This window comes from Streptomyces anulatus, assembly GCF_000721175.1.
Taxonomy (GTDB): Bacteria; Actinomycetota; Actinomycetes; order Streptomycetales; family Streptomycetaceae; genus Streptomyces; species Streptomyces anulatus_C.
In genome coordinates this window covers 114,826-139,062 of sequence record NZ_JOEZ01000007.1, presented here as the reverse complement: position 1 = coordinate 139,062, position 24,237 = coordinate 114,826, and the positions used below count along the sequence as shown (strand labels likewise).

At 71.1% G+C, this 24,237-nt stretch carries 23 protein-coding genes and 1 pseudogene; 13 read left to right on the top strand and 11 right to left on the bottom strand.

What is annotated here, in order from left to right; genetic code table 11:
• Positions 1-158: 158 nt before the first annotated feature.
• The 5 genes from IG90_RS0109095 to IG90_RS0109075 all read left to right on the top strand — a co-directional run bounded on the left by IG90_RS0109095 (position 159) and on the right by IG90_RS0109075 (position 6,252).
• Positions 159-1,403 carry a sugar ABC transporter substrate-binding protein gene (locus IG90_RS0109095; protein ID WP_030580258.1) on the top strand — a complete coding sequence of 415 codons (1,245 nt, stop codon included), beginning with the start codon at positions 159-161 and terminating at the stop codon, positions 1,401-1,403.
• 2 nt (positions 1,404-1,405) lie between these two features.
• Positions 1,406-2,377 carry a carbohydrate ABC transporter permease gene (locus IG90_RS0109090; protein ID WP_030580255.1) on the top strand — a complete coding sequence of 324 codons (972 nt, stop codon included), beginning with the start codon at positions 1,406-1,408 and terminating at the stop codon, positions 2,375-2,377.
• Positions 2,374-3,252 carry a carbohydrate ABC transporter permease gene (locus tag IG90_RS0109085; protein WP_030580253.1) on the top strand — a complete coding sequence of 293 codons (879 nt, stop codon included), beginning with the start codon at positions 2,374-2,376 and terminating at the stop codon, positions 3,250-3,252. The genes IG90_RS0109090 and IG90_RS0109085 overlap by 4 nt, the downstream gene beginning before the upstream one ends.
• 94 nt (positions 3,253-3,346) lie before the next feature.
• Positions 3,347-4,567, top strand: a complete 1,221-nt coding sequence (locus IG90_RS0109080) for a glycoside hydrolase family 1 protein (protein ID WP_030580251.1) — start codon at positions 3,347-3,349, stop codon at positions 4,565-4,567.
• A gap of 224 nt (positions 4,568-4,791) precedes the next feature.
• Positions 4,792-6,252, top strand: a complete 1,461-nt coding sequence (locus tag IG90_RS0109075) for a glucoamylase family protein (RefSeq protein WP_030580249.1) — start codon at positions 4,792-4,794, stop codon at positions 6,250-6,252.
• A 167-nt stretch (positions 6,253-6,419) separates the two neighbouring features.
• Here IG90_RS0109075 and IG90_RS0109070 read toward each other — a convergent pair whose 3' ends face one another.
• The 5 genes from IG90_RS0109070 to IG90_RS0109050 form a co-directional block, all read right to left on the bottom strand.
• Complete coding sequence (locus tag IG90_RS0109070) at positions 6,420-7,598, bottom strand: methyltransferase domain-containing protein (protein ID WP_030580247.1); 1,179 nt, start codon at positions 7,596-7,598, stop codon at positions 6,420-6,422.
• Positions 7,599-7,878: 280 nt separating this feature from the next.
• A complete protein-coding gene (locus IG90_RS0109060) occupies positions 7,879-8,727 on the bottom strand; it encodes a helix-turn-helix domain-containing protein (protein ID WP_030580245.1) in 849 nt (282 codons plus the stop codon).
• A gap of 12 nt (positions 8,728-8,739) precedes the next feature.
• On the bottom strand, positions 8,740-9,258 hold the full coding sequence (locus IG90_RS0109055; RefSeq protein WP_030580243.1) for a DUF6879 family protein: 519 nt from the start codon (positions 9,256-9,258) through the stop codon (positions 8,740-8,742).
• Entirely contained in the window at positions 9,239-9,514 is a 276-nt protein-coding gene (locus tag IG90_RS45670) for a hypothetical protein (protein WP_078585257.1), read from the bottom strand. Before IG90_RS45670 ends, IG90_RS0109055 begins: the two co-directional genes overlap by 20 nt.
• 140 nt (positions 9,515-9,654) lie before the next feature.
• Positions 9,655-10,002: a hypothetical protein gene (locus tag IG90_RS0109050; RefSeq protein ID WP_030580240.1), complete on the bottom strand. Its 348-nt coding sequence runs from the start codon at positions 10,000-10,002 to the stop codon at positions 9,655-9,657.
• A 26-nt stretch (positions 10,003-10,028) separates the two neighbouring features.
• Between IG90_RS0109050 and IG90_RS0109045 the strand changes: the two are divergent.
• The 3 genes and pseudogenes from IG90_RS0109045 to IG90_RS0109035 form a co-directional block, all read left to right on the top strand.
• Positions 10,029-10,247 (top strand): annotated as a pseudogene (locus tag IG90_RS0109045) (transcriptional regulator); the annotation flags it as partial.
• Positions 10,244-10,459: a DUF397 domain-containing protein gene (locus tag IG90_RS0109040; RefSeq protein ID WP_030580235.1), complete on the top strand. Its 216-nt coding sequence runs from the start codon at positions 10,244-10,246 to the stop codon at positions 10,457-10,459. The pseudogene IG90_RS0109045 and the gene IG90_RS0109040, both read left to right, overlap by 4 nt.
• Before the next feature lie 102 nt (positions 10,460-10,561).
• The gene (locus IG90_RS0109035) at positions 10,562-11,215 is read left to right on the top strand and encodes a class I SAM-dependent methyltransferase (RefSeq protein WP_030580232.1); all 654 of its coding nucleotides are present in this window, start codon (positions 10,562-10,564) and stop codon (positions 11,213-11,215) included.
• A 104-nt stretch (positions 11,216-11,319) separates the two neighbouring features.
• Here the strand turns inward: IG90_RS0109035 and IG90_RS0109030 are convergent, their stop codons facing one another.
• Positions 11,320-11,850, bottom strand: coding sequence for a MepB family protein (locus tag IG90_RS0109030; RefSeq protein ID WP_030580229.1), 531 nt, complete (start codon positions 11,848-11,850; stop codon positions 11,320-11,322).
• Between the two features lie 131 nt (positions 11,851-11,981).
• On the opposite strand from IG90_RS0109030, the gene IG90_RS0109025 reads away from it, so the two are divergent.
• Positions 11,982-12,764: a D-Ala-D-Ala carboxypeptidase family metallohydrolase gene (locus IG90_RS0109025; RefSeq protein WP_030580228.1), complete on the top strand. Its 783-nt coding sequence runs from the start codon at positions 11,982-11,984 to the stop codon at positions 12,762-12,764.
• Between the two features lie 59 nt (positions 12,765-12,823).
• On the opposite strand, the gene IG90_RS0109020 is transcribed toward IG90_RS0109025, so the two are convergent.
• Positions 12,824-13,255: a PaaI family thioesterase gene (locus IG90_RS0109020; RefSeq protein ID WP_030580225.1), complete on the bottom strand. Its 432-nt coding sequence runs from the start codon at positions 13,253-13,255 to the stop codon at positions 12,824-12,826.
• Between the two features lie 162 nt (positions 13,256-13,417).
• On the opposite strand from IG90_RS0109020, the gene IG90_RS44270 reads away from it, so the two are divergent.
• On the top strand, positions 13,418-13,576 hold the full coding sequence (locus IG90_RS44270) for a hypothetical protein (protein WP_157846307.1): 159 nt from the start codon (positions 13,418-13,420) through the stop codon (positions 13,574-13,576).
• Between the two features lie 240 nt (positions 13,577-13,816).
• Positions 13,817-14,794 carry a glycoside hydrolase family 6 protein gene (locus IG90_RS0109010; RefSeq protein WP_030580222.1) on the top strand — a complete coding sequence of 326 codons (978 nt, stop codon included), beginning with the start codon at positions 13,817-13,819 and terminating at the stop codon, positions 14,792-14,794.
• On the opposite strand, the gene IG90_RS0109005 is transcribed toward IG90_RS0109010, so the two are convergent.
• Together IG90_RS0109005 and IG90_RS0109000 are read right to left on the bottom strand one after the other, a co-directional pair.
• Positions 14,782-16,308, bottom strand: coding sequence for a DUF6056 family protein (locus IG90_RS0109005; protein ID WP_030580219.1), 1,527 nt, complete (start codon positions 16,306-16,308; stop codon positions 14,782-14,784). The genes IG90_RS0109010 and IG90_RS0109005 overlap by 13 nt on opposite strands.
• A 7-nt stretch (positions 16,309-16,315) precedes the next feature.
• Positions 16,316-17,827, bottom strand: a complete 1,512-nt coding sequence (locus IG90_RS0109000; protein WP_030580216.1) for a glycosyltransferase — start codon at positions 17,825-17,827, stop codon at positions 16,316-16,318.
• Between the two features lie 256 nt (positions 17,828-18,083).
• Between IG90_RS0109000 and IG90_RS0108995 the strand changes: the two genes are divergently transcribed.
• Both IG90_RS0108995 and IG90_RS0108990 read left to right on the top strand, forming a co-directional pair.
• Positions 18,084-20,219 carry a TPM domain-containing protein gene (locus tag IG90_RS0108995; RefSeq protein WP_030580213.1) on the top strand — a complete coding sequence of 712 codons (2,136 nt, stop codon included), beginning with the start codon at positions 18,084-18,086 and terminating at the stop codon, positions 20,217-20,219.
• Between the two features lie 52 nt (positions 20,220-20,271).
• Positions 20,272-20,985 (top strand): PspA/IM30 family protein, encoded by a 714-nt coding sequence (locus IG90_RS0108990; RefSeq protein ID WP_030580210.1) that lies wholly within the window; start codon positions 20,272-20,274, stop codon positions 20,983-20,985.
• Positions 20,986-21,007: 22 nt separating this feature from the next.
• On the opposite strand, the gene IG90_RS0108985 is transcribed toward IG90_RS0108990, so the two are convergent.
• Together IG90_RS0108985 and IG90_RS0108980 are read right to left on the bottom strand one after the other, a co-directional pair.
• The gene (locus IG90_RS0108985) at positions 21,008-23,575 is read right to left on the bottom strand and encodes a SpoIIE family protein phosphatase (protein WP_030580207.1); all 2,568 of its coding nucleotides are present in this window, start codon (positions 23,573-23,575) and stop codon (positions 21,008-21,010) included.
• Positions 23,576-23,789: 214 nt separating this feature from the next.
• On the bottom strand, positions 23,790-24,233 hold the full coding sequence (locus IG90_RS0108980; protein ID WP_030580205.1) for an ATP-binding protein: 444 nt from the start codon (positions 24,231-24,233) through the stop codon (positions 23,790-23,792).
• Between the last annotated feature and the right edge of the window lie 4 nt (positions 24,234-24,237).

Here is a 24,237-nt window from a genome sequence, read left to right as displayed (position 1 = left end):
CGGTTCGACAACAAGGCGCCGGCGTGTCGAGCACGTTGCACGAGTGTGACCCAGCACCCTCTTGCGGATTCCCGAGCGCCTGGCGCACAGTGATGTATGCGCTTACAGGCAGCGCATACATCGCGCAGCATCCGGATTGCTCAAGGAGGAGCCCTCCCATGTCCCGCATCGCCAGAACCGCTCCCGCCGGCATAGCGCTCGCGCTCGCCGTGACCCTCTCCGCCTGCGGCTCCTCCGGCGGCGACGTCGCGGCGGACGAGAAGCAGACGCTCACCGTGTGGGCCATGGGGGCCGAGGGTGAGAAGCTCGCCGACGTGGCCGAGGTGTACGAGAAGGCCAACCCGAACATCACCGTCAAGGTGACCCCGATCGGCTGGGACGTCGCCCACCAGAAGCTCGTCTCGGCAGCGGCGGCGGGCACCCTGCCCGACGTGGCGCAGATGGGCGGCAGTTACCTGGGCGAGTTCTCCGAACTCGGCGTGCTGGAGCCGGTGGACACCGAGGTCTTCGACAAGAAGGACTTCTTCCCGGCGGGCTGGGAGCAGGGCGAGGTGGACGGCACCGCCTACGGCGTGCCGTGGTACGTCGACACCCGGGTCCTCTACTACCGCACGGACCTGGCCGAGAAGGCGGGCGTGAGCAAGGCTCCGGCGAACTGGAAGGAGCTCCGGGACCTGGCCACCGCGTACCAGGAGAAGGCCGGTACGAAGTGGGGGCTGTCCATCCAGCCCAGCGGCCTGGACACCGTGCAGAACTTCTACTCCTTCCTGTACTCGGCGGGCGGCGAGATCGTCAATGACAAGGGCGAGGCCGTCGTCGACAGCCCGGAGGCCGTCAGGGCGCTGAAGGAGTACGGCTCCTACTTCGACAAGGGCCTCGCCAACAAGTCCGTGCCGCCCGGGTACGACGTGGTGAAGGACTTCGGCAACGGCCGGGTCCCGATGTTCTTCGGCGGCCCCTGGCACGTGACGCTCCTCGACGAGGGCCAGCCGCAGATCAAGGGCAAGTGGGCCATCGGATCCGTTCCGGCGGACGCCTCCTCCACCTCCATGGCCGGCGGATCCTCGCTCGTCGTCTCCAAGGACAGCGAGCACAAGGCCGCGGCCACGGAGTTCATCAAGTACCTGACCGACACGAAGGGCCAGTCCGACTGGTACGAGCGGACGAGGGACCTGCCCGCCAACACCTCCGCGTGGGAGTCCGGGACGCTCGCCGACGACGCCGACCTGCGGACCTTCAAGAAGCAGATGGACACCGCCAAGTCCTCGCCGTCCCTGGCCAACTGGACCGAGATCACCGACAAGGTGGACCAGGCCATCGCCAAGGTGACGCAGGGCAAGGCTTCCGCCGAGGACGCGCTGAAGACGGCGCAGTCCGAGATCGAAGGCCTCGTGAAGCAGTAGCCATGAGCACCACGACCGAGAAGGCCGCACGGCCCGGGAAGGCGGGGGGCGCGCCGTCCCCCGCCCCCACGGGCAGCCGAGGCCGCAAGCCGTCGATGGGCGTGCAGAACGCCGCGGGCTGGCTGTTCTCCACCCCGTTCCTCGTCCTGTTCACCGTCTTCATGGCGTTCCCGATCCTCGCCACGCTGGTGATGAGCTTCACGGACTTCGGGCTGCGCAACGTGACGCGCCCGTGGGAAGCGGAGTTCATCGGACTCGAGAACTACGTCAACCTCTTCGGCGACGAGAAGTTCCTGAAGTCCCTTTTCAACACGGGGTACTTCGTGGTCGTCGGCGTACCGCTGACCATCGGGACCGGGCTGGTCGTCGCCGTTCTGCTGAACAACGGCATCGACCGGGCGCGGACCCTCTTCCGCGTCGGCTTCTACGCCCCGGTGGTCACGACCATCGTCGCGGTGGCCGTCGTCTGGCGGTTCGTACTCGATCCGAGCGACGGGCTGATCGCGGGTCTCTTCTCCGAAGTGGGCTGGACGGCACCGGACTTCCTCGGCTCCGAGACACTGGCGATGCCCTCGCTGATCGTGATGGCGGTCTGGCGGAACGTCGGCACGGTGATGGTGCTGTTCATCGCGGGCCTCCAGGCGATCCCCACCGAGGTGCGGGAGGCCGCGAAGCTCGACGGCGCGAGCGTGTGGCAGGAGTTCCGGGGCATCACGGTCCCCCTCCTGCGCCCGACGGTCCTCTACGCCACGGTGATCACGACGATCGGCTACCTCAACGTGTTCGAGGAGCCGTTCGTGATGACCCAGGGCGGCCCGTCCGACTCGACCCTCACGGTCTCGCTGAACATGTACCGCGAAGGGTTCAACTTCTTCCACATGGGCTACGCGAGCGCCATGGCGTACGTCCTCTTCGTGGTGATCATGGGCATCACGGTGCTCCAGCTCCGACTGCTGAAGGACAACACGAAATGAGCGCCAACAGCAGCAACGCGGCGGTCAAGCCCCTGAAGCACAACGCCGGAAAGCGGAACATCTCCCGCCCCCTGGTCCACGTCCTGCTCTCGCTCGGGCTGCTGGTCATGTCGGCGCCCTTCCTCTGGATGGGGCTCTCCGCCTTCAAGACGCAGAGCGAGCTGTCGGCCGGCCCGCCGGTGTGGATCCCCACCGAGTGGACCCTGGAGAACTTCCGGCAGCTGCTCGACAAGCTGGACCTGCCGCTGTACTTCATGAACTCGGTGATCGTGGCGGTCCTGGTGACCGTCTCGAACCTGGTCTTCTGCTCGATGCTCGGCTACGCCCTGGCCAAGCTGAACTTCGTCGGCCGCGACAAGATCTTCGGCCTGGTGCTCGGCGCACTGATGGTGCCCGGCAACCTGATGCTGCTGCCGCTGTTCGTGCTGATGAGCAAGCTCCAGCTGATCGACAGCTACGCGGGTCTGGTACTGCCTTTCGCCGCCGGGGCGTTCGGGGTCTTCCTGATGCGCCAGTTCATGCAGTCGATCCCGGACGAGCTGCTGGAAGCGGCCCGGATGGACGGCGCGAGCGAGTGGTACATCTTCTGGCGGATCGTGATGCCGCTGGTGAAGCCCGCCCTCGCGACCCTGTCGATCTTCACGTTCCTGGGTTCCTGGAACAACTTCGTCTGGCCGCTGATCGCGACCAACGACCCCGACAAGTACACCCTCCCGGTGGCGCTGGCGACCTTCGCCACCGATCCCAACAAGGCCGGCGGCTCCAACGGGATGCTGATGGCCGGGGCCTTCCTGATCGTGCTGCCGGTGCTGGTCGTCTTCATCGCGCTGCAAAGGCACTTCACGCAGGGCATCGCCACGGCGGGCATGAAGTAGGGCGTCCGCCGGGGCACTTCACGTACGAGGCCGCACCCCACCCCGTAACAGAGCGCGGCCACACCCCTCACCACCACCAGAAAGACATGTCGCGATGACACACACCCCTGCTCCGAACCCGAAGACGCCCGTCCCGTTCCCGGAGGGCTTCCTCTGGGGGGCCTCCACGGCCGCCCACCAGATCGAGGGCAACAACACCGACAGCGACTGGTGGGTCAAGGAGCACGCCGCCGGCACCCACATCCAGGAGCCGAGCCTGGACGCCTGCGACAGCTACCACCGCTGGCCCGAGGACATGGACCTGCTGGCCTCGCTCGGCTTCACCGACTACCGCTTCTCCATCGAGTGGGCCCGCATCGAGCCGGTCGAGGGCCGCTTCTCCCGCGCCCAGCTCGCCCACTACCGGCGAATGGTGGAGGGAGCGATCGAGCGCGGCCTGCGCCCGATGGTGACCCTGCACCACTTCACCGTCCCGCAGTGGTTCGAGGCGCGCGGCGGCTGGACGGCCGAGGGCGCGGTGGAGCTGTTCGCCCGGTACGTGGCGGCCTGCGCCCCCGTGATCTCCGAGGGCGTCAGCCACGTCTGCACGATCAACGAACCGAACATGATCGCCGTGATGGCGGGCCAGGCCAAGCGCGGCGACAACGGCTTCCCGCCCGCCGGCCTGCCCACCCCCGACGACGAGACGACCGAGGCCGTCATCGCCGCCCATCACGCGGCCGTCAAGGAGGTCCGGGCCCTGGACGCGGGCATCCAGGTCGGCTGGACCATCGCCAACCAGGTCTACCAGGCCCTCCCCGGCGCGGAGGACGTCACCGCCGCCTACCGCCACCCGCGCGAGGACGTCTTCATCGAGGCGGCGCGCGGCGACGACTGGATCGGCGTGCAGTCCTACACCCGTACACGGATCGGCCCCGGAGGACCGATCCCGGCGGCCGACGACGTCGAGCGGACGCTGACGTCGTGGGAGTACTACCCGAGCGCGGTCGGCGAGGCACTGCGCCACACGGCCGAGGTGGTGGGCGACGTCCCGCTGATCGTCACGGAGAACGGCATCGCCACCGCCGACGACGGCCGCCGCGTCGACTACTACGCGGGCGCGCTGGACGAGGTCGCGTCCGCGCTGGCGGACGGCATCGACATCCGGGGCTACCTGGCGTGGAGCGCCCTGGACAACTACGAGTGGGGCACGTACAGGGCCACGTTCGGCCTGATCGCCATCGACTGGGAGACCTTCGAGCGCACCCCGCGGGACTCGGCGAAGTGGCTGGGCTCGCTCGGCCGCACTCGCGAACTCCCGCGCACGGCAGCCTGATTCACCGCTGAGGCCGCATCCCCGATACCGGGAGCCACCTGACGGCTCCCTCGGGTGGGCCGGGGCCGGCGGATCCTGACGACCGCCGGCCCCGCCCCCCGGCACCAACCCCCCGCACGACCTCGCACGCCCGGCGCGGCCTCCCACGCGCCCGCACGACCTCGCACGCCCGAACACCACGACTTGCCCTCCCCCTCCCCCTTCTGCCACCAGGAGCCGGAACGATGGACCGTCGCACGTTTCTCACCGCCGCAGGGACCGGGGCCGCGGCCCTGTCGCTCGGAGCCGTAACCGCCCCGGCGGCTGTCGCCGCCCCCGCGGACCCACGCCTTCTCAGGACCTGGTTCCGCGACACGTACCGCTCGATCGAGGCGATGACGACCGACTTCGGCCTCGTCACCGACAAGATCGACCTCAGCGGCCCCGGAGCCCCTGCCCAGTCCGCCCAGACCTCGCCGACCAACATCGGCTGCGGCCTCTGGTCGGCGGTCGCCGCCGCGGGCCTGGGCGTGATCGGCGAGAGCACGATGATCCGCGCCCTGACCCGTACCGTCGCCGCCATCGAGAAGCTGGAGCGCCACCACGGATTCTGGCTCAACTGGTACGACGCGCACGACGGTTCGGTGCTCACCCGGTGGCCGGGCACCGGCGACCCGGTGCGCCCGTTCCTGTCCTCCGTCGACAACGCCTGGCTGGTGACGGGCCTGCGGATAGCCGCCGACGCCGCGCCCTCGCTGCGCCCCCGCGTCCGCCGCGTCCTGGCCACGGCGGACTGGTCGTACTTCTACACCCCCTACGACCCGGCCGACCCGGTCGCGGGCCCCGGCCAGCTGCGCGGCGGCGTCTGGACCGACACGGACGAGCCGACCCCGCACCACTACGGCGCTCTCAACACCGAGCCCCGCATGGCCAGTTACCTGGGAATAGCCGACGGCTCACTCCCCGGCGACCACTACTGGCATCTGCTGCGGACGATGCTGCCGGAGCACGAGCAGGAGCAGAAGCCTGGCGGCGAGTACGTCACGGTCGACGGCATACGGGTGTGGAACGGCCACTACACCCACCGCAACCGGAAACTGATCCCCACCTGGGGCGGCTCGATGTTCGAGGCGCTGATGGTGCCGCTGTTCGTGCCGGAGCAGCAGTGGTCGCCGCGCGCGTGGGGCGTGACTCACCACCGCTACGTACGCGGTCAGATCGACCACGGTCTGCGGGAGGCGGAGTACGGCTACTGGGGCTTCTCCCCCTCCAACGTCCCCGAGGACGGCTACCAGGAGTACGGGGTCGACGCGCTCGGCATGGCGGTCGACGGGTACGCCTCCAACACCGACCGCACGCACACCACGGACGGCGAACCCCTGCCGCCGCCCTCGGCGTTCACCAACGGCGTCGTCACCCCGCACGCCTCGTTCCTGGCCCTGCCGTACGCGGGCCGGGAGGCGGTGGCCAACCTGCGGGCGCTGGAGCGGGACTTCGGCGCGTACGAGGACGGGCTCGGCTTCCGGGACTCGGTGAACGTGTCCACGGGCCGGGTCAGCGACTTCACGCTCGCCCTGGACCAGGGCATGATCGTCGCAGCGCTCGCCCAGGAGCTGCGGCCGGGCCTGCTCCAGCGGCCGTTCCGCACCGGCGGCTTCCGGTCCCGGGTGCGGCCGCTGCTGGAGCGGGAGCGGTTCTCGATCTGAGGCTCCGGTCAGCCCGTTCTTCGTGCGGAGGACATGCCGGGTGACGGCGTCGAAGGACAGCGCACTACCGCGTCACGGAGGCCGCCTGCCGGCCTGCGGGGCCCGAGCGACGCGCTGTTCGAGCCACACCCGGCGGTCCGGCCCCCACCGGGACCATTCATCTCAGGTCAGGTCAGGTCAGGCACCGGGTTGTCCGGAGTGTCCAGCCACACCACATGTGTGCCGTCAGGAACAACGGTCAGACCGAATCGCTCCGGCCTGGGGCAGCCTGCGCCGCACCACCAGTCGTAGGCGGCCTCGACCGTCCCCCACAACCGACGGGGTCCGTGCTCCCACACGGTGAAGCGGTCGGTGGTCCGCCCGTCCCGGTCCACGGCTGCCCAGGAGGTCGCGTCGGTGGTGGCGAGCCACAAGCGGTCCGTGACTCCTTCCACATCGGGATTCTCGTGCCAGGCCCGCCATACGTCGCGGAGCAGAAGGCCGACCGCGAACTGTGCGGCCCAATCCCCACCGGCGACCGCCCAGGAGGACAACCGGGTCGCGGACTCCTCCGGTACGTGGCTGTCACGCACCACATCGCGGTAGATCCGCAGTTCCGTACGCTGGCCCCGCATCAGCATGAACGCCGAGTGCGGGGAGAAGAAGCCCGAAGCACCGCCGTACCCGTCCACGGTGAGCCTCAGCAGCCCGTAGCAGAACCAGGGCGACTCCCACGGGACGAGGACCACGCCGCCGGGCTTGGTCTGCGTGATCCACGCCGGAGGAACGGTCCGCACGGAACAGGTCGCGATCACCCGGTCGTAGGGGCCGCCGGCCGCATGACCCCGGGCCCCGTCGCCGTGGATCACCCGGGCGTCCAGCCCCGCGCCCTCAAGGCTCCTTGTCGCCCGGACCGCGAGCGCCGGGTCCACCTCGACCGTGACCACCCGGCCCGGCCCGAGCCGGTGCGCGAGCAGCGCCGCGTTCCACCCGGTGCCGCTGCCGATCTCCAGGACGCGGTGGCCCGCCCGCACATCCAGCATGTCGAGCATCCGGAGGACGATGGACGGGGCGGAGGCCGAGCACGAGGCCCAGCGTTCGTCCTGCTCCACGGCCCTGCCGTCGTTGATCTGCGTCACGACAGCGGTGTCGGCGTATGCGTGACGCAACCAGTCCTCAGGGGCCGCCTTCCGAGAGCACTCCGTCAGGTTGTCGCCCACCCAAACCTTCTCAGGAAGGAAGGCATGCCGGTGTACGTCCCGGAAGGCGGCTTCCCAGGCCGGGTCGATGGGCACGCCGAGACTCTCCTCCACGACGTGGAGCAGGCAGCTCATGGCTGCCCGCTCGTCCGCTCCGACGGGCTCCATCTGCCGCACACCTACTTTCCCTTGTGCTTCGGCTCAGGTGCCGGCTTCGCGGTGTCGGATGAGGGCTTGGCCGTACCCGGATCCTTGCCGCCCGAGTGCTTCCCGTCCCCACCGCCGCCGCCCTTGCCCGTTCCCCATCCCATAACAGCCCCTCACTCTCGACTCGTTGTGAACGTCCAGGGCCGTACCTCAGGGCCCGCCCCAGCGCTTCGGCTCGATGAAATGACCGTAAGGAGGGGAGGAGCGGGGGAGCCACGTTGTTGCATACGGTTGCACGGATTCACCGGAGGGCATCCAGAGCAGCCGTGACCAGAGCACGGGCGTTTACGCCGTAAACAGCGCTCTCCGCCAGCTCGGCGAAGGTGTCGGCATACATCGCGATTTCGCTGGGCTGCGTGATCGTGAGGTACCCGGAGACCAACTCGACGTTGGCTTGTGCGGTATCGAAGATCCAGAACCCTTCCACGGGCATCCTGGAACGGTCTGCCCTCATGGGGACCACACCCAGGCTGACATGGGGCAGGGAACCCACAGTGAGGAGATGGCCGAGCTGTCCGACAAGGACGTCGGCTCCACCAATGCCGTTCCGCAGTACCGACTCCTCCATAAGGAAAGCGAATCGGCGACCGCCCTCGTACAACACGCTCTGACGCTCCATGCGAGCGGCCACCGCCCCGGGCACGTCGTCGACCTCGACCCGTCGTCGCTGCACAGCACGCAGCACCGCTTCGGTGTATCCACGTGTCTGGATCAGGCCCGGCACGAGCCAGGAGGAGTACGAACGGAAGCGGCGGGTGCGCTCGAACAGCGGCAACCGTGCTTCCTGCGCCTGCTTGAGTCCGGCTTGTTCCATCCGCCTCCAGCCGATCCACATGCCTTCGGCGTAGCGGAGCGACGCGAGGAGGTCGACCGTCTGATCCTCCGCATCGCACGCACGACACCACGCCCGGATGTCACTGGCTGATGGAGGCGTGCGCGCGTTCATGATCCGGGACGACTTGGACGGATGCCAGCCGCAGCGCGCGGCGATCTCGCGCCCGGTCAGCCCAGCGTCCCGGCACAGGCCGGCCAGACGCTCCGCAAGAACCTGTCGGGCTTGCTGAGCACTGGAGGAGGGGGAGAGGGCCATGGCTACGCGGGATCAGCGGGGTCGATAGTTCTCATGTGGCGTAGCGTGTTCCCACACTGTCTCGAAGATCTCCGTGCAGAGCTTCACCAGCGTTGGATCATCCGTGTACTCCCGCCCGTCTTCGTCCAACTGCCCGTCACCGGCGAAGTGGTGGAAGAGAGCCTGCTCCCCGTCGAACACCCAGAAGTCCGTGCTGGGCAGCGTGAGACCGGTCGCCTTGCGCCTGGGCAGCCAACGAACCTCTTCGCCCGCGGCGATGTTCGTGAACGTGTTGTCGTACTCGTATCTCACGTAGTCGCTGATCGGCTCGGAGACGACCCGAGCGCGCCGGACCGTGACGCCCCGGCTGGTGGCACCGTGAACCGCATCGTGCCAGCCGCCCCACCATGCCGTCCGCTCGGCTCGATCCAGCCGCTCGCCTCGCTGCCATGCGATGTACGCGGGGTCGTCGAGCATGTACGAATCACGCAATTCAAGGTGCACGGCCGAATGCTGTGCCCGGGCCAGACCACTACGCGCAGGGGGTTGCACTTTCTGTCTCTCCGTCCTCGCCCCGACGAACGGGAATGTAGTTCAGCATGGCCGCAGGAAGCCTGATGATCGTCTCGTGGTCCGGGACGTCGGTGGAATGTCCAGGGACCGAACCGACGTCCTTGCACTCCCTCACTTCTGCCTCAGTCGCTTTGTACGACTGAATCAGAAGGTCTCCCGTCTCCTCATGAATCCAGACCGTGGGTGACTCGTCGGTCGGCGAGTTGGGGTTGATACCGAGAAACCGTAAAGCCATGGTCCGCTCCCACTGTCGAGGGGTTGCACCCGCATGCACAAGCCTCGCTCCGTGATATGACGGCCGTCAAGGAGCCCCGGGGGGGCGCACGGAAGGAAAGGCGGTTGACTGGCTGAGCCCTTCGCGAGGGACGGTGGCGTTCACTCGGCGGGCTCCCCCGGGCGCTCGCCCGCGAGGACCGCGTCCACCGCCGCGAGCGTCGGATCGACGACGTCCCAGTCGTGTGCGTCGGGATGGCCGGCGAAGAGTCCGCACGCGTCCTCTCCCCGGGCGTCGGGCTCGCCGCACCAGGGCAGTGCGGCGAGCCGGGCGCCGTTCCGGTCCCAACGGACCCAGACGGCCTCACGGTTCGCGTCGTCGTCCCAGAGCATCGTGGCGTGTAACCCGATGTGGTCGTCGGCGAGTTCGCAGAGTACGTGTCCGGCTTCCGGAGGCTGCCCGTGGACGGCGAGCCGGACTACGTGCTCCGGGGGTGGCCCGCCGTCCACAGGTGCGCGGCGTGCTCGGCCGTCTCGTCGGTGAGCAGCGGCCCTTCAATCGGCTGGTGAACCTGCTGACGCTCCAGGACCGGTCCGTGGTCTCCTACGTCGAGTCCGAGACGCAGGGGCATCTGGACCGCGAACTCAGCTCCGTCATCCCGATGGTGAGGGCCTACCATCAGTTGCAGGCCGTGTCTCTGTCGCAGACAGATACCGTGGACATGATCCACCAGCATCGAAAGGGCACCCCGTGACGACCGAATCCACGACCCAGCAGTGGGTCAAGTCCTCCTACAGCGACAACGGCGGTTCGTGCGTCGAGTGGGCCCCGCGCACCGCGGCCACCACCGGCATCATCCCCGTACGCGACTCGAAGAACCCGAGCGGCCCCGCCCTCGGCGTCCCCGCCACCGCGTTCGCCGCCTTCGTGGCAGGCGTCAAGGCCGGGGACTTCGACACCGTCTGACCCGCCTGCCGACGCCGCTCGGCCGGACACCCCGGCCGAGCGGCTGACGGCCCTCCCGTGCCACGGACGACGGCTGCCCAGCCGCTCTGATGGACTCACCTCATGACAGCGTTACTGCCCCGCATCCTGCGAGCGCTCGAACAGTTCCACGCCACCCACCCGTGGGATCACAACGCCCACTACCACCGGTGGATCCTGCGCCGGCTCCCCGGACGTTTCGCCGCCGCCCTGGACGTCGGATCGGGCAGTGGCGACCTCGTGCGGCTGCTGGCCTCCCGGGCCGAGGCGGTGCACGGCATCGACGCCGACCCCGCCATCGTCGAACGCGCGCGGGAACGCACCGCTCCCGGGGCCCCGGTGACTTTCTCCGTCGGGGACGCGCTGGAGGACGTACCGTCCGGGCTGTACGACGTCATCACCTGCGTCGCCGCCATCCACCACCTGCCGTTGACCGACGCGCTCACCCGCTTCCGCGAGCACCTGGCTCCCGGGGGAACCCTGATCGTCGTCGGCCTCTACCGCCCGCAGTCCCGGAGCGACCACCTGATCGACGCCGTCGCCGTTCCGTCGAACATCGCCATGGCCTGGATCAAGAACAAGGGCCGCAGAGCGCCGCGCCCCGCCGCCATGACCGCACCGACCCGGCCGGCGTCCACGGCCTTTCCGGACATCGTTCGCGACGCCCGACGCGTGCTGCCCGGCGCGCGGCTGCGCCGACGGCTCTTCTGGCGCTACACGTTGGTCTGGAATCGGTGAGTACCTTCCACCGACCACGGTGAAGGGGCTCGACGCACCCATCGGCACCCACGGGCAATCATCGGCACTCATCGGTACCGAAAGGCTTCCCGACCGACGGCGCCCTACGGGTGGTAGAGAGCGCGGGCGCGCACCAGGTCGACGGGCCCGTGCCCGTCCTCCCCGAGGTCCAGGAAGTGCTTCACCTGCCACGTCTGGGTGCCGCGCGCCTGGCGGCTGGTCGTGATCGCACCCGGCGGGTAGACACGGAAGCCCCGCTTCCCGCCCACGCCGTTCCGGGACACGACGCCGCGCTCGCACAGCACGTCCCGCGGGAAGACGAACTGCCCGAAGTGGCCGTTGTCGCGGCTGCCGATGACAAAGAGATCAACCCCGTCATCGGCGTCGTACGGCCGGATCGGACCTTCCGCGGACCGCTGCCACACGGTGACGAACTGACCGGCCTTGGTCGGGGTGGTCCTGGCCACGCGAAAAGCCACCGCCCGCCCGTCCAGCGTGAACCCGTGAGCCGCGTAGTCGGCGCTCTCCGGTTCGGGCACCGGCTGCGAGCAGGTGAAACCACCCGGGTCGTACACCGATGACTTCGCCGCCCGCAGGTCACCGTGAAGCCCCGCCCACGGTCGATTGATCGCCATACCCTCATCCTGTCACCCCGCCACGAGGCCGCACCCCTGACAGTATGTTGACATGACCTTGACACTATCGGCCCTGCGCCCGAGGCTCGGAATCCCCCATGGACAGTTTGACGACAATGAGGTGCAGCCCCATGCGATCACGCCCCATCGGATTCCTCCTCTCGACCCTCGCGGGCGCGGCCCTCGCGTTCGGCGGAACCGCGGCCGCCTCCGCGACGCCGCCCGCGACCCCGGCCCCCGGCTCCGCGCCGGCCGGGAACATCGGTACGGCCGACGCCTGTTACACCTGGAGCGGCACTCTCCAGGAGGGCTCCAGCGGCGAGGCGGTACGTCAGCTCCAGATCCGCGTCGCGGGCTATCCCGGCACCGGCAACCAGATCGCCATCGACGGGGTGTTCGGACCGGCCACGAAGGCGGCTGTGCAGCGCTTCCAGGCCGCGTACGGCCTGGCCGCCGACGGCATCGCCGGAGCCCAGACGTTCAGCAAGATCTACGAGTTGCAGGACGACGACTGCACGCCGGTCAACTTCACCTACGCCGAGCTGAACCGCTGCAACTCCGACTGGTCCGGCGGCAAGGTCAGCGCCGCCACCGCACGCGCCAACGCCCTGGTGACCATGTGGAAGCTCCAGGCCATGCGGCACGCGATGGGTGACCGGCCCATCACCGTCAACGGCGGCTTCCGCAGCGTGTCCTGCAACAGCGCGGTCGGCGGGGCCGCCAACAGCCGCCACCTGTACGGGCACGCGGCGGACCTCGGCGCGGGCTCCCAGGGCTTCTGCGCCCTCGCCCAGGCGGCGCGCAACCACGGCTTCACCGAGATCCTCGGCCCGGGCTACCCCGGCCACAACGACCACACCCACGTCGCCGGGGGCAGCGGCCGTTTCTGGTCCGCGCCCAGCTGCGGCATCTGAGGCCCGGCGGTCCGCGCCCTCCCCGTCACCCCGCCTGCCCGGCGGGGTGACGGCGGCGGTCAGCTTCCGGAGTCCCCGGCGACGGCGATCGTGCCCTGGGCCACCGCGCAGAGGGTTTCCACCCCTTCGGCATCCACCATCAGCAGATCGCAGCGGCAGACGACCCGGGTACGGCCGGGGCGGACCACCTGCGCTCGCGCGCGCAGCACCTCGCCCCGGGCCGGGCGCAGATAGTCGATGGTGAAACCGGCCGTCAGGACGGACGGACCGACGGCCGCGCCCGCCGCGAAGGTGAGGGCGTTGTCGGCGGCGTAGCTCAGGACGCCTCCGTGGACGAAGCCGTTCTGCTGGCGCAGCTCGTCCCGTACGTCCAGCTCCAGGACCGCCGCTCCCTCGCCGAAGGCCGTCAGCCGTGCGCCCAGCAGGACGCTGAAGGGCTGGGCCTCCAACACCTTCTGTCCGAAAGCGAGTTCCGAGGCACGTGCCTCCATGTTCCACCTCTCATCCCTGGTGCGGTGAGCGTCGCCCCCCGGGAACCGATCCGTCAACACCGGCCCTGCGGAACCCCGTCGGCCGGACCACTGCTGTCTGCCGGATGGTGCGGGCGGCCGAGAGCCGGGCGGCGGCGGCCGGGTCCTTGTCGGCCCAGGAGCGTGGCGGAGGCCGCCCACATGCTCGTCGAGGAACTGCGGCAGCTGGGCGTCGGCCTGGCCGACCTCTCCTACGACGGCACCATGACCGGCCGCGGGCGCGGCTTCCAACTCGCCCTGCCGGACCTGGGAATCCCCCGCGTCCACCAGCCCGCCGTGTGAGACGGGAGCGAGGTCTCTCGATCACGCTTGCGCGGGTGGGGCACTGCCGGACTCATTGACACCGGAGTGCCCCGCTGTCACCGTCTCGTCTGACGACGGCAGTAGCGGACCGAAGCCCCCGGTCCGTCGTACGCACTTCCCACCGCCCCACGCGCCTCCCCCCCATTCCCGCGTCTCCCAACCCCACCTCACCTCCGCGCCGTCGTCGACTGGGAGCGCTCCCACAGAAGGGCCGCACGCATGAGAAGACTCCTGCGCACGCTCGCCGCATCGGCGTTCGCCTGTCTGCTGCTCCCCCTCGGCGCCGGGCAGCAGGCCGCCGCCACCGCGCACGCCGATCCGATCGGCATGACCAGCGGGTTCTACACCGACCCCGGCTCGACGCCCGCCGCCTGGGTCGCGGCGAACCCCGGAGACGGGCGGGCCGACGCCATCCGCGACAACATCTCCTCGCGCCCCATGGCCCGGTGGTTCGGCTCCTGGAGCGGGGACATCGGGGCAGCGGTCGGCTCCTACGTGGGAGCCGCCGACGCCGCCGACAAGCTGCCCGTCCTGATCGCGTACAACATTCCCGGCCGCGACGCCTGCGGCGGGCACTCCGGCGGCGGCGCGGGCACCCCGAGCGCGTACCACGCCTGGATCTCCGCGTTCGCCTCGGCCATCGGCGCGCGGCCCGCCCTGGTGGTCATCGAGCCCGACTCCCTGGGCGACTTCAGCTGCCTGAACCAGCAACAGATCGACGAGCGCAACGGCATGCTCAAGGACGCGCTCGCCCAGTTCGCCGCCCACGCCCCCAACACCTGGACCTACCTGGACGCCGGAAACCCGGCCTGGATCGGCGCCGCCACCATGGCGCAGCACCTCGACGGCGCGGGAGCCCGGCAGGCGCACGGCTTCTCGCTGAACATCTCGAACTACTACGGCACCGGCGAGAACTCCGCGTACGGCAACGCCGTCAACGGGTCCCTGTCGGCGTCCTACGGCTATACGAAGCCGTACGTCATCGACACCAGCCGCAACGGCAACGGCTCCAACGGCGAGTGGTGCAACCCGGGCGGGCGCAGGACGGGGGCGGCCGCCCAGACGGGCGGCGGGGCCGAGATGCTGCTGTGGCTGAAGACCCCCGGGGAGTCCGACGGCGACTGCGGAGTCGGCGCCGGCTCGGTTGCCGGGCAGTTCCTGCCGGAGGTCGCGTACAAGATGATCTACGGGTACTGAGGGCCGCGCTCCCTGGCCCCGTCCGTGACCCGGTCGAGTCCGTAGAGGTCGGCGACGCAGCCGCCGGGCCAGTACGAACGCCCGCCCTGGCTGAACGGCTCCAGCATGTTGCTGATCACCAGGCGCTCGTACGGCAGGACCCGTCTCCCGGCCTCCGCCCCCTCGCGGAGCCTGCGGTCCTGGGCGTCCCACTTCTCGGCCCGGGCCCGCATCGCGGTGTCCAGGTTGCTCAGCGCCACGGCCGGGCCCAGGCAGACCAGGACGCAGAGCGCGGCGCACGCTGCCTTCGCCGGGGCGGTGCGACGGGTGTGCCGGCGGAGGGCCAGGCCCAGCAGGGCGCCCGCGCCGACGAGCAGGATCACGTACAGCAGGAGGTAGTCGTTCCACAGCCGGTTGGCGCCCGGGTCGCTCACCCGGGCGCCGAACACCGGATAGGCGATGACCGTGCAGAGGTAGCCGGAGACGAGGAGCGCGAGCACTCCTGCGGCGGCGAGCAGGGACCAGCGCGCGGGCGGGCGGGGCGGTGTCCCGTCCGCCCGTCGGCACAGCAATCCCAGCAGTGCGCCTGCCGCGACCGCGCCGGTGTACTGCCAGGTCGTGGTCACGGTGACGGTGATCTCGGCGAACGCGCGCAGCGACGCCGCGAGGGAGTCGGGGGCGAGCAGGGACGTGGTCTCCGCGCCGAACCGCTCCCTGCGGCGCATGGAGCCGGGTGAGGTGATGAGGACGACGGCCCCGGCCGCCGTCCCGGCGATTCCCGCCGCGCACCACCGGCGGACGAACCCCCGGTCGGTGGCCGGGACGACCCGGCCGGACAGCAGGAGCACGGTGAGGAGCACCGTCACGACGACGATCGCCGTCTCCTCCGACAGCGTGGCGAGGAAGGCCCCCGTGAGCACCGCGACGACGAGCGCGAGGGCCCGCCCCCGGCGGGTGCGGGCGAGCAGGAGCGGGATCAGGGCGGCGCAGGCCAGGACGGGCGGCAGCGTGTGCGAGACGGACGCGGCGGGCCAGTAGAACGTCTTGTACGTGTTCGGCGTGACGAACAGGAAGAGCGCGGTGGCCATGGCCGCGAGCAGGAGCGGCAGGCCGCGCGGGGTGCGCAGGCCGGCCCGGCGCAGCGCCAGGACGGTCACCGTCCAGAGGACCGCGAGCACCAGGACCCCGCTCACGAAGGGGAACCACTGGTGGCCCGCGACCTGGAACTTCGCGTACGCGCCGACCAGGAGCGCGTTGGCGACCCGCCCGTTGTCGTCGAAGTAGAACTTCCCGACGAGGCCGGTGACGCCGTCGTCCCGTACGACGGGCAGGAAGCACCAGTCGTCCGCGCCGGGCCTCACCCACCGCCCGAACCAGGACGCGGCGGCGAGCAGGGCGAGGGGAGGGAGCGCGAGGGCGGTCACCCAGAGGGCGGTCCACGGGCGGTCGGAGGGGCGGTCGGCCGCCCGGTCCGGCGCCGCCTCCTCGCTCGGCGGACCCTCCGGGGCGGCGGTCACGGGAACGTCGTCGGACATGGCGGCCTCACCGGTCCTGGGGCGAACGGGTGGACAGCGGTGCGGGCGCCGGGCCGCCGGTCAGCGGTTCGGCCGGGACGTCCACCGCCTCCGGTACCGCGGTGGCCTTGGTATGGCCCGAGGTGATCGCCCACCGCGCCAGCAGGAACGAGACGGGCGTGACGAGGACGCCGGCCGCCAGCGCCGCGAGGTTCTTGTCCATCCCGAGGCCGCTGACCGCGCCGTAGAGCAGCGCTCCGGACGCCACCAGGTTGACCAGGCTGGAGAGGGGATAGCGGACGAACGCGTGCCAGGTCGGCCTCGTCCGGCAGGTGACGTAGGAGTTGAGCAGGAACGAGCACACGATGCTGACCCCGTAGCCGATGACATGGGCGGTCAGGTAGGGGATCCAGCGGTTCAGCGAGGCGTAGATCCCTAGGTAGACGGCCGTGTTCACACAGCCGATGAGGATGAAGCTGCCGAACTGGCGGACGGTACGGGACCGGGTGGGCACGGCCGTGGCGGGGGCGGCGCGTTCGGCCGGGTCCCTGGTGACCGCTGTGACTCCGGTGGGCCGCGGGCGCGGCGGCGGGCCGTCCGGCAGCGTCCGGCAGGTCGCGTCGGTCTCCCGCACCACGTAGGGCGGGCGGTGTTTCGCCTCGTGGTAGATGCGGCCGACGTACTCCCCGATGACCCCGAGCGTCACCAGCTGGATGCCGCTGAGCGCGACGACGGCGGTGAGCAGGGTGGCGTAACCGGGCGTCTCCGCGCCGTGCAGGACGACGCTGACGACCGTCCACAGGGCGTAGACCAGGGCCGAGACGAAGACCCAGAAGCCGGTGTAGATCGCGAGGCGGAGCGGCCGGTTGTTGAAGGAGAGCAGTCCGTCGATGCCGTAGTTCAGCAGCCGCTTGCCGCCCCACTTCGACCGGCCCGCCACCCGCTCACTGTTGCGGTAGCGGAAGGTGACCGTGTCGAAGCCGATCCAGGAGAAGATCCCCTTGGAGAAGCGGTTGCTCTCGGGGAGGGACAGGACGCTCTCCACGGCCCGCCGCGACAGCAGCCGGAAGTCCCCCGACCCGTCGATGAGCTCCACGTCCATGCAGCGGCGGACGAGCGCGTAGTAGGTGTGGCTGAGGGTGCTGCGGAGCACGCCCTCGCCCGTGCGGTCGCGGCGCGGGATGACCTGGTCGTAGCCGTGCCGGTGCAGTTCCAGCATGCGGGGGATCAGCCCGGGCGGGTGCTGGAGGTCGGCGTCCATGATCACCACGGCCGCCCCGCGCGACATGCGGAGGCCGGCGAGCATGGCGGCCTCCTTGCCGAAGTTGCGGCTGAAGGAGGTGTAGTGGACCCGCGGGTCGCGGGCTGCCAGGCCGCTCAGCAGGAGGCGGGTGCGGTCCCGGCTGCCGTCGTCCACGTAACAGATCTCGAAGCTCTCCCCGAGGGGGTCCAGGACGCCGACCAAGGCGGCGTGGAAGGCCTCGATCACCTCGGCCTCGTCGAAACACGGCACGACGACCGACAGCTGAAGGCCAGTCACACGCCACCTCCGGACTTCGGGCCACTCGCGGGAACCGGGCCTGACCGGTGCGGCGCCGTCGGCCTCCGGCACCGGGCCCGAAGCGCGCCACGTCCGCCCCATCTGACGACGGGCGGCGGCCTCGGCCTTTCCGCACACGCGCGGGGGGACTCCTTTCGCGCGCCCTTTCATGCGAACGGCCGACGCGGACCGGCGGATCGCCGGGTCGCGGGGGTCAAAAAGCACACATAGCCTCGCAAAGGTGACACCTCCTCGATTGCCAGGGATCCGGCGTGCCGCACCCGGCAGGGCTTGGCCCGCCGGTCCGGTCACCGGGCTGCTCACCGTGCTGTCCGCCGTGTGCTGGCTGGTGCTCCCCGCCGCCCCGACCGCCCGCGCCGACGACCCCGTCGAGCTGTCCCGGGACGGGCAGATCACCGACCGGGTGGGGGCCCTGGGCGACCGGGCGGGGCAGGTGGAGGACGCTCTCGACCGGTTGTACGACAACGAGCGCATCCAGCTCTTCGTGGTGTACGTACGTGACTTCTCCGGCCGGTCCGGGCAGACCTGGAGCGACGAGACCGCCAACCGCAACGGTTTGGGCCAGGACGACGTGCTGCTCTCCGTCGCCACCCACGACCGGCAGTACGCCTATTCCGTCGATGCGGGCTCTCCGCTCACCGACGCTCAGCTGCGGGACGTGGCGGGCACCGCGATCGAGCCCGCGCTGAGGGAGAACGACTGGGCGGGGGCCGCGATCGGTGCGGCCGACGGCTACGCCTCCGTACGGGCGGGACGCCCGGTGACCGCCCCCGCCATCACCCCGGGCCCCGCCGACCCCGGAACGGGCGACTCCGGCTCGACCGGCGTCCGCGACTTCATCCTGCCGGTGGCCGTCGCCGTCGGCGTCGGCGCGGTCGGCCTCTACGCGTACACCCGGCGCAGACGGCGCACGGCGACCCGCACCACCCCGGCGGCGACCGGCTGGGGCCGGGGCGCGGGGGCGGGCGGTGCGCCGGAGCCGCCGACGCCGCTGCCGGAGCTGGACGCGCAGGCCAAGGAGGTGCTGGTGGACACGGATGACGCGGTGCGCACCAGCGAGGAGGAACTCGGCTTCGCCACCGCCCAGTTCGGCGAGGAGGCGGCGAAGCCCTTCACCGAGGCGGTCGTCCGGGCGAAGGACGAGCTGACGCGGTCGTTCCGGTTGCGCCAGCAGCTCGACGACGCCTTCCCCGAGGACGACGCGACCCGCCGCCGGATGCTGGCGGAGATCCTGCGGCGGTGCGCGACCGCGAACGAGGGGCTGGACACCGTCTCCGAGGACTTCGACCGGCTGCGCGCCCTGGAACGCACCGCACCCGAGGCCCTGGCCACCGTGGCCGCCACGCACCACGGCCTCGCCGGGCGGGTCGCGGCGGCCGAGTCGGGCGTCGCCGGGCTGCGCGAGCAGTACGGGGAGGGCGCCGCCACGCCCGTGGCGGTCGGCGTCGGGCAGGCCGAGGACCGGCTCGTCTTCGCCGCCTCGGCCGTGGAGCAGGCCGGTACGGCCGTCGAGGGCGGCGAGAACTCCCGGGCCGCGGTGTACATCCGGGCCGCCGAGGGCGCGGTCGGCCAGGCGGGCACGCTGCTGGACTCGGTGGACCGGCGGGCGGCGGAGCTGGGCGAGGCCGCGCGGAAGCTGCCCGCCGCGCTGACCGAGACGGAGGCCGACCTCGCGGATGCGGGCGGGCTGCTCCAAGGGACCGCCGAAGGCGCGTCGACGGCGGACCTGCGCGGCCGGATCGCCCGCGCCGAGACCGTACTCGCCGATGTCCGGGGTGTGATGGCCGCGGGACCGTACGACCCGGTCGACGCGCTGCGCCGGGTGGAGGAGGCGGACGCGGCCCTGGACGACGCGCTGGCGGGGGCCCGGAACCAGGAGCGGAGCGAGGTGAAGGCCCGGTCGCTCCTCGGCCAGGCGATGCTCACCGCCCGGTCCGCGATCGGGGCGGCGGCCGACTACATCACGACCAACCGCGGTGCGGTCGGCAGCCAGGCCCGTACCCGGCTCGCGGAGGCGCAGCGGCGGTGGGAGCGGGCCCGGGAGCTGTCGGGCACCGACGCCCAGGGGGCGCTGGCCGAGGCGCGGCAGGCGGACGCGCTGGCCGGGCAGGCGATGAGCCTCGCGGAGCAGGACGTCCGCGGCTTCGGCGGGACGCAGGGTCCCGGCGGTATGCGGGGCGGGGGCGGCGGCGTGGGCGGGGCCGTGCTCGGCGGCATCATCCTCGGCGGGCTGTTCGGGGGCGGCGGCCGGGGCGGGGGCATGGGCGGCGGGTTCGGCGGGGGTGGCCGGTCCGGCGGCTTCGGCGGCGGGCCGGGCAGTTTCGGCGGGGGCGGGACACGGGGCCGCCGGGGCGGTGGCGGCCGCTTCTGAACGACCGGCAGGACCACAGCGTGCACCATCTCGACACCCAAGGAGCCGTGCCATGACCAAACAGACCATCCTCGGCCGCGTCACCCAGCTCGCGAAGGCCAACGTCAACGCCCTCCTCGACCAGGCCGAGGACCCGCAGAAGATGCTGGACCAGCTGATCCGGGACTACACGAACAACATCGCGGAGGCGGAGCAGGCGGTCGCGTCCACCATCGGCAACCTCCGCCTGATGGAGCAGGACCACAAGGAGGACGTCGAGGCGGCGGCCGAGTGGGGCGGCAAGGCGCTGGCTGCCAGCCGGAAGGCGGACGAGCTGCGCGGGGCCGGGTCGGTGGCGGAGGCCGACAAGTTCGACAACCTGGCCAAGGTGGCGCTGGGCCGTCAGCTCCGGTCGGAGCAGGAGGCGAGGACGGCCGAGCCGACGATCGCTTCGCAGTCCGAGGTGGTGGACAGGCTGAGGACGGGGCTCGATCAGATGAAGGTCAAGCTCTCCGAGCTGAGGGCCAAGCGCGACGAACTGGTGGCGCGCGCCAAGTCCGCGCAGGCGCAGAACCAGATGATGGACGCCGTGAAGAGCATCGACGTCCTCGACCCGACGAGCGAGCTGAGCCGCTTCGAGGACAAGGTGCGGCGCGAGGAGGCGAAGGCGCTGGGCAAGCAGGAGCTGGCCGCCTCCTCGCTGGACGCCCAGTTCGAGCAGCTGGACAGCCTGGGTGCCAGTGCGGAGGTCGAGGCCCGGCTCGCGGCCCTGAAGACGGGCGCGTGACGCCGGGTGCGCCGGGCCGGGGTCAGTACATGCTCAGGAGCTGCTCCACGGAGAGTTCGGCGGCCGGGGCCCCGTCCGGCAGGGCCAGTTCGAACCAGACGGTCTTGCCGCGCGGGGTGCGGCGCGAGCCCCAGGCGGCGCTGAGCAGGCCGACGAGCTGGAGGCCGCGGCCGCCCTCGTCGGTGTCGCGGGCGCGGCGGCGGCGCGGCTGGACGAGACCGGCGTCCCACACCTCGCAGACCAGGGTGCGGTCACGCAGCAGCCGGAGCCGGATCTCGCCCTCGCCGTAGCGCAGGGCGTTGGTGACCAGTTCGCTGACGAGGAGTTCGGTGGTGTCGACCAGGTCGTCGAGGTCCCAGGCGACCAGCTGGGAGCGGGCCAGCTCACGGGCACGCCCCACCGAGCGGGGTTCGCGCGGCAGGGTCCAGTCCCCCACCGCCTCCCCGGGGAGCCCTTGGATACGGGCCATCAGCAGGGCGATGTCGTCCTCGCCGTGCCGCGTGTCGAGGGTGCTCAGAACGTGGTCGCAGGCGTCCTCCAGCTCCATCTGCGGGCCGGTGAGCACGGCGCGCAGCGCGTTCAGGCCCTGGTCCAGCGGCTGGTCCCGGGACTCGACCAGGCCGTCTGTGTAGAGGGTGAGCAGGGCGTTCTCGGCGAGCTCGACCTCGACCTCCTCGAACGGCTCACCGCCGACGCCGAGCGGCATGCCCGGCGGTACGTCGATGAGCCGGGCGGGCCGGCCGGGCTCGACGACGGCCGGGGGGAGGTGCCCGGCGTTGGCGAACGTACAGCGCCGGGTGACCGGGTCGTAGACCGCGTACACGCAGGTCGCGAGGTACACCTCGGAGAGGTCCGCCTCGCGGGACTTCTGCGCGGCGCGGGAGGGCCACTGCGCTCCCCCGCTGCCGCCGAGGCCCTCGCTGCGCTCGCCGCCGCCCGGGGAGCCGAGGCCGCGGGCGACCTCGTCGAGGGCGGAGAGCACTTCGGCCGGCTCCAGGTCGAGGAGGGCCAGGGTCCTTACGGCGGTGCGCAGTTCACCCATGGCGACGGCGGCGCGCAGGCCGCGCCCCATGACGTCGCCGACGACGAGGGCGGTGCGGTGACCGGGCAGCTCGATCACGTCGAACCAGTCGCCGCCGACCTCGGTGGCGGTGTTGCCGGGCAGGTAGCGGCAGGCGATGTCGAGACCGGCGGCCTCGGGGTCGCCGGGGGGCAGCAGGCTGCGCTGGAGGATCAGGGCGCGTTCGTGCTCGCGGCGGTAGAGGCGCGCGTTGTCGATGCAGACGGCGGCGCGGGCGGCCAGTTCGGTGGCCAGCGCCCGGTCGCGCTCTCCGAACGGCTCGCTGCCCTTCGTACGGGAGAACTGGACGAGGCCGACGACGGTGTCGTGCGCGACCATCGGCACGGCGAGCGTCGACTGCACGAAGCCCATCTCGTCGCCGGGCACGTCCTCGACCCGGCCGGAGCGCAGCGCCATGGCACAGGGCGAGCCGAACGGGAAGCGGTGGACGGAGCCGAGCGCGGGCGGCAGGTCGTCCGGGCCCGGAGTCCCGCTGCCCGCCACGGCGGTGGGCAGGGCGTCGGCGACCGCGCTGGCGTGGGCCACCCGGCGCAGCTCCGCCGAGCCTCCGGCGGACTCGCGGTGCGCGGGCGCCCAACTGCCGGGAGCGGCCTCCTCGCCGGTGAGCAGCCCCTGGTAGAGGTCGACGGCGGCGAGGTCGCAGAAGCCGGGGACGGCCACGTCGAGGAGCTCGCGGGCGGTGGTCTCCAGGTCGAGGGAGTTGCCGATGCGGGCGCTGGCCTCGTTGAGGAGGGCGAGGTTGCGGCGGGCACTGGCCGCCTCGCGGGCGGCGATGTGCCGGCGGGTGACGTCGGTGGCGAGGCCCGCGACGCCGACGGGGCGGCCCGCCCCGCTGTGCACCCGGTAGAGGTTCATGGACCAGTGGCGGCGCTCGGTGCCGCCGGGGGCGGTGCCCACGAGCTGGAGGTCGGTGACGGACTCCCCGGTCTCCAGGACCCGCTTCAGGGTGGCGGACAGCCGGTCGGCCTCGGCCCGCGGCAGATAGTCCTCCACCGTGCGGCCCCGGTGGTCCTCGGCGGCGCCGCCGAAGACCGTGGCGAAGCGCTGGTTGGCCCGGACGACGGCGAAATCCGTACCGAACAGCACGAAGCCGAACGGAGATTGGCCGAATATGGCTTGTGACGCGGCGAGGTCCGTCTCGATGCGCCGCAGGGCCCGGACGTCCACGACGATGCAGAGCGCGGCCCGCTCCCCCTGGCCCGTCAGACTCGGCATCACATAGACCTCGGCGACGCCGTGCGCCCCGCCCTCGCCCGGCATCCGGAACGGGACGAGGCCCGTCCACTCCTTGCCGTCGAGGATCTCGCCGACCCGCCGATGTCCGTCGGAACGCAGCTCGGCGGGCATGAAGGCCTCCACCGGGTCGCGGCCGATCGCCTCGGTCGAGGTCATGCCGAAGAGACCGGCGGCCCGGCTGCTCCACTGCTCGATCAGACCGTCGGGGCCGATCGAGAAGGACGCGACCCTGATGTAGTCATAGATCGAGCCGGGTGGGCTGCTCTGCCACACGACATCGCCGGTGGTCCCGACGACATCACCCGTTGTCCCAGGTATTTCGCTCACGCGACCGTCCCCTCCAGCTCACGCACCGGACCGGTCCTGCCCGCAGTATTCAGCACTACGGCCCCGACCGACACGGCGTTCACGATCACAGCAAGGTCTCAGTCCCTTTCAGTCAGGTTCTGCCCGACCTCTGATGATCGCTGTGCTTCCCTCCACTCTCCTAACCAGGGAGAGCCAGCTCGAACCACACGGTCTTGCCGCTCTTTCCGCGACGGGTCCCCCAGCGACGTGCGGAACAGGCCACGAGCTGGAGTCCCCGGCCGCCTTCGTCGTCGGGTCCCGCACTGCGTTCGGTGGGTGGATCCGGAAGCGGATCGGAGACTTCCACCAGCAGTCCCGGTGAGGTGGGAGGGCGGTCGGCGAACAGAAGGTCCCCGTCGGGGTACGAGCGGACCAACCGCACGCCGATGGGCCCGGAGGCGTACCGCAGGGAGTTGGTCACCAGTTCGCTGACGAGCAGGACCGCGAGGTCACCGACCGTCGCGTCGAGACCCCACGAGCCCAGAGCACCCCGGACGGCGTGCCGGGCATTGCGCACGGAACCCGGTTCGGCCGGGAAGGTCCACTCGGCACAGTCGCCTTCGGTCTCGGTCACGCCGATCACTTCC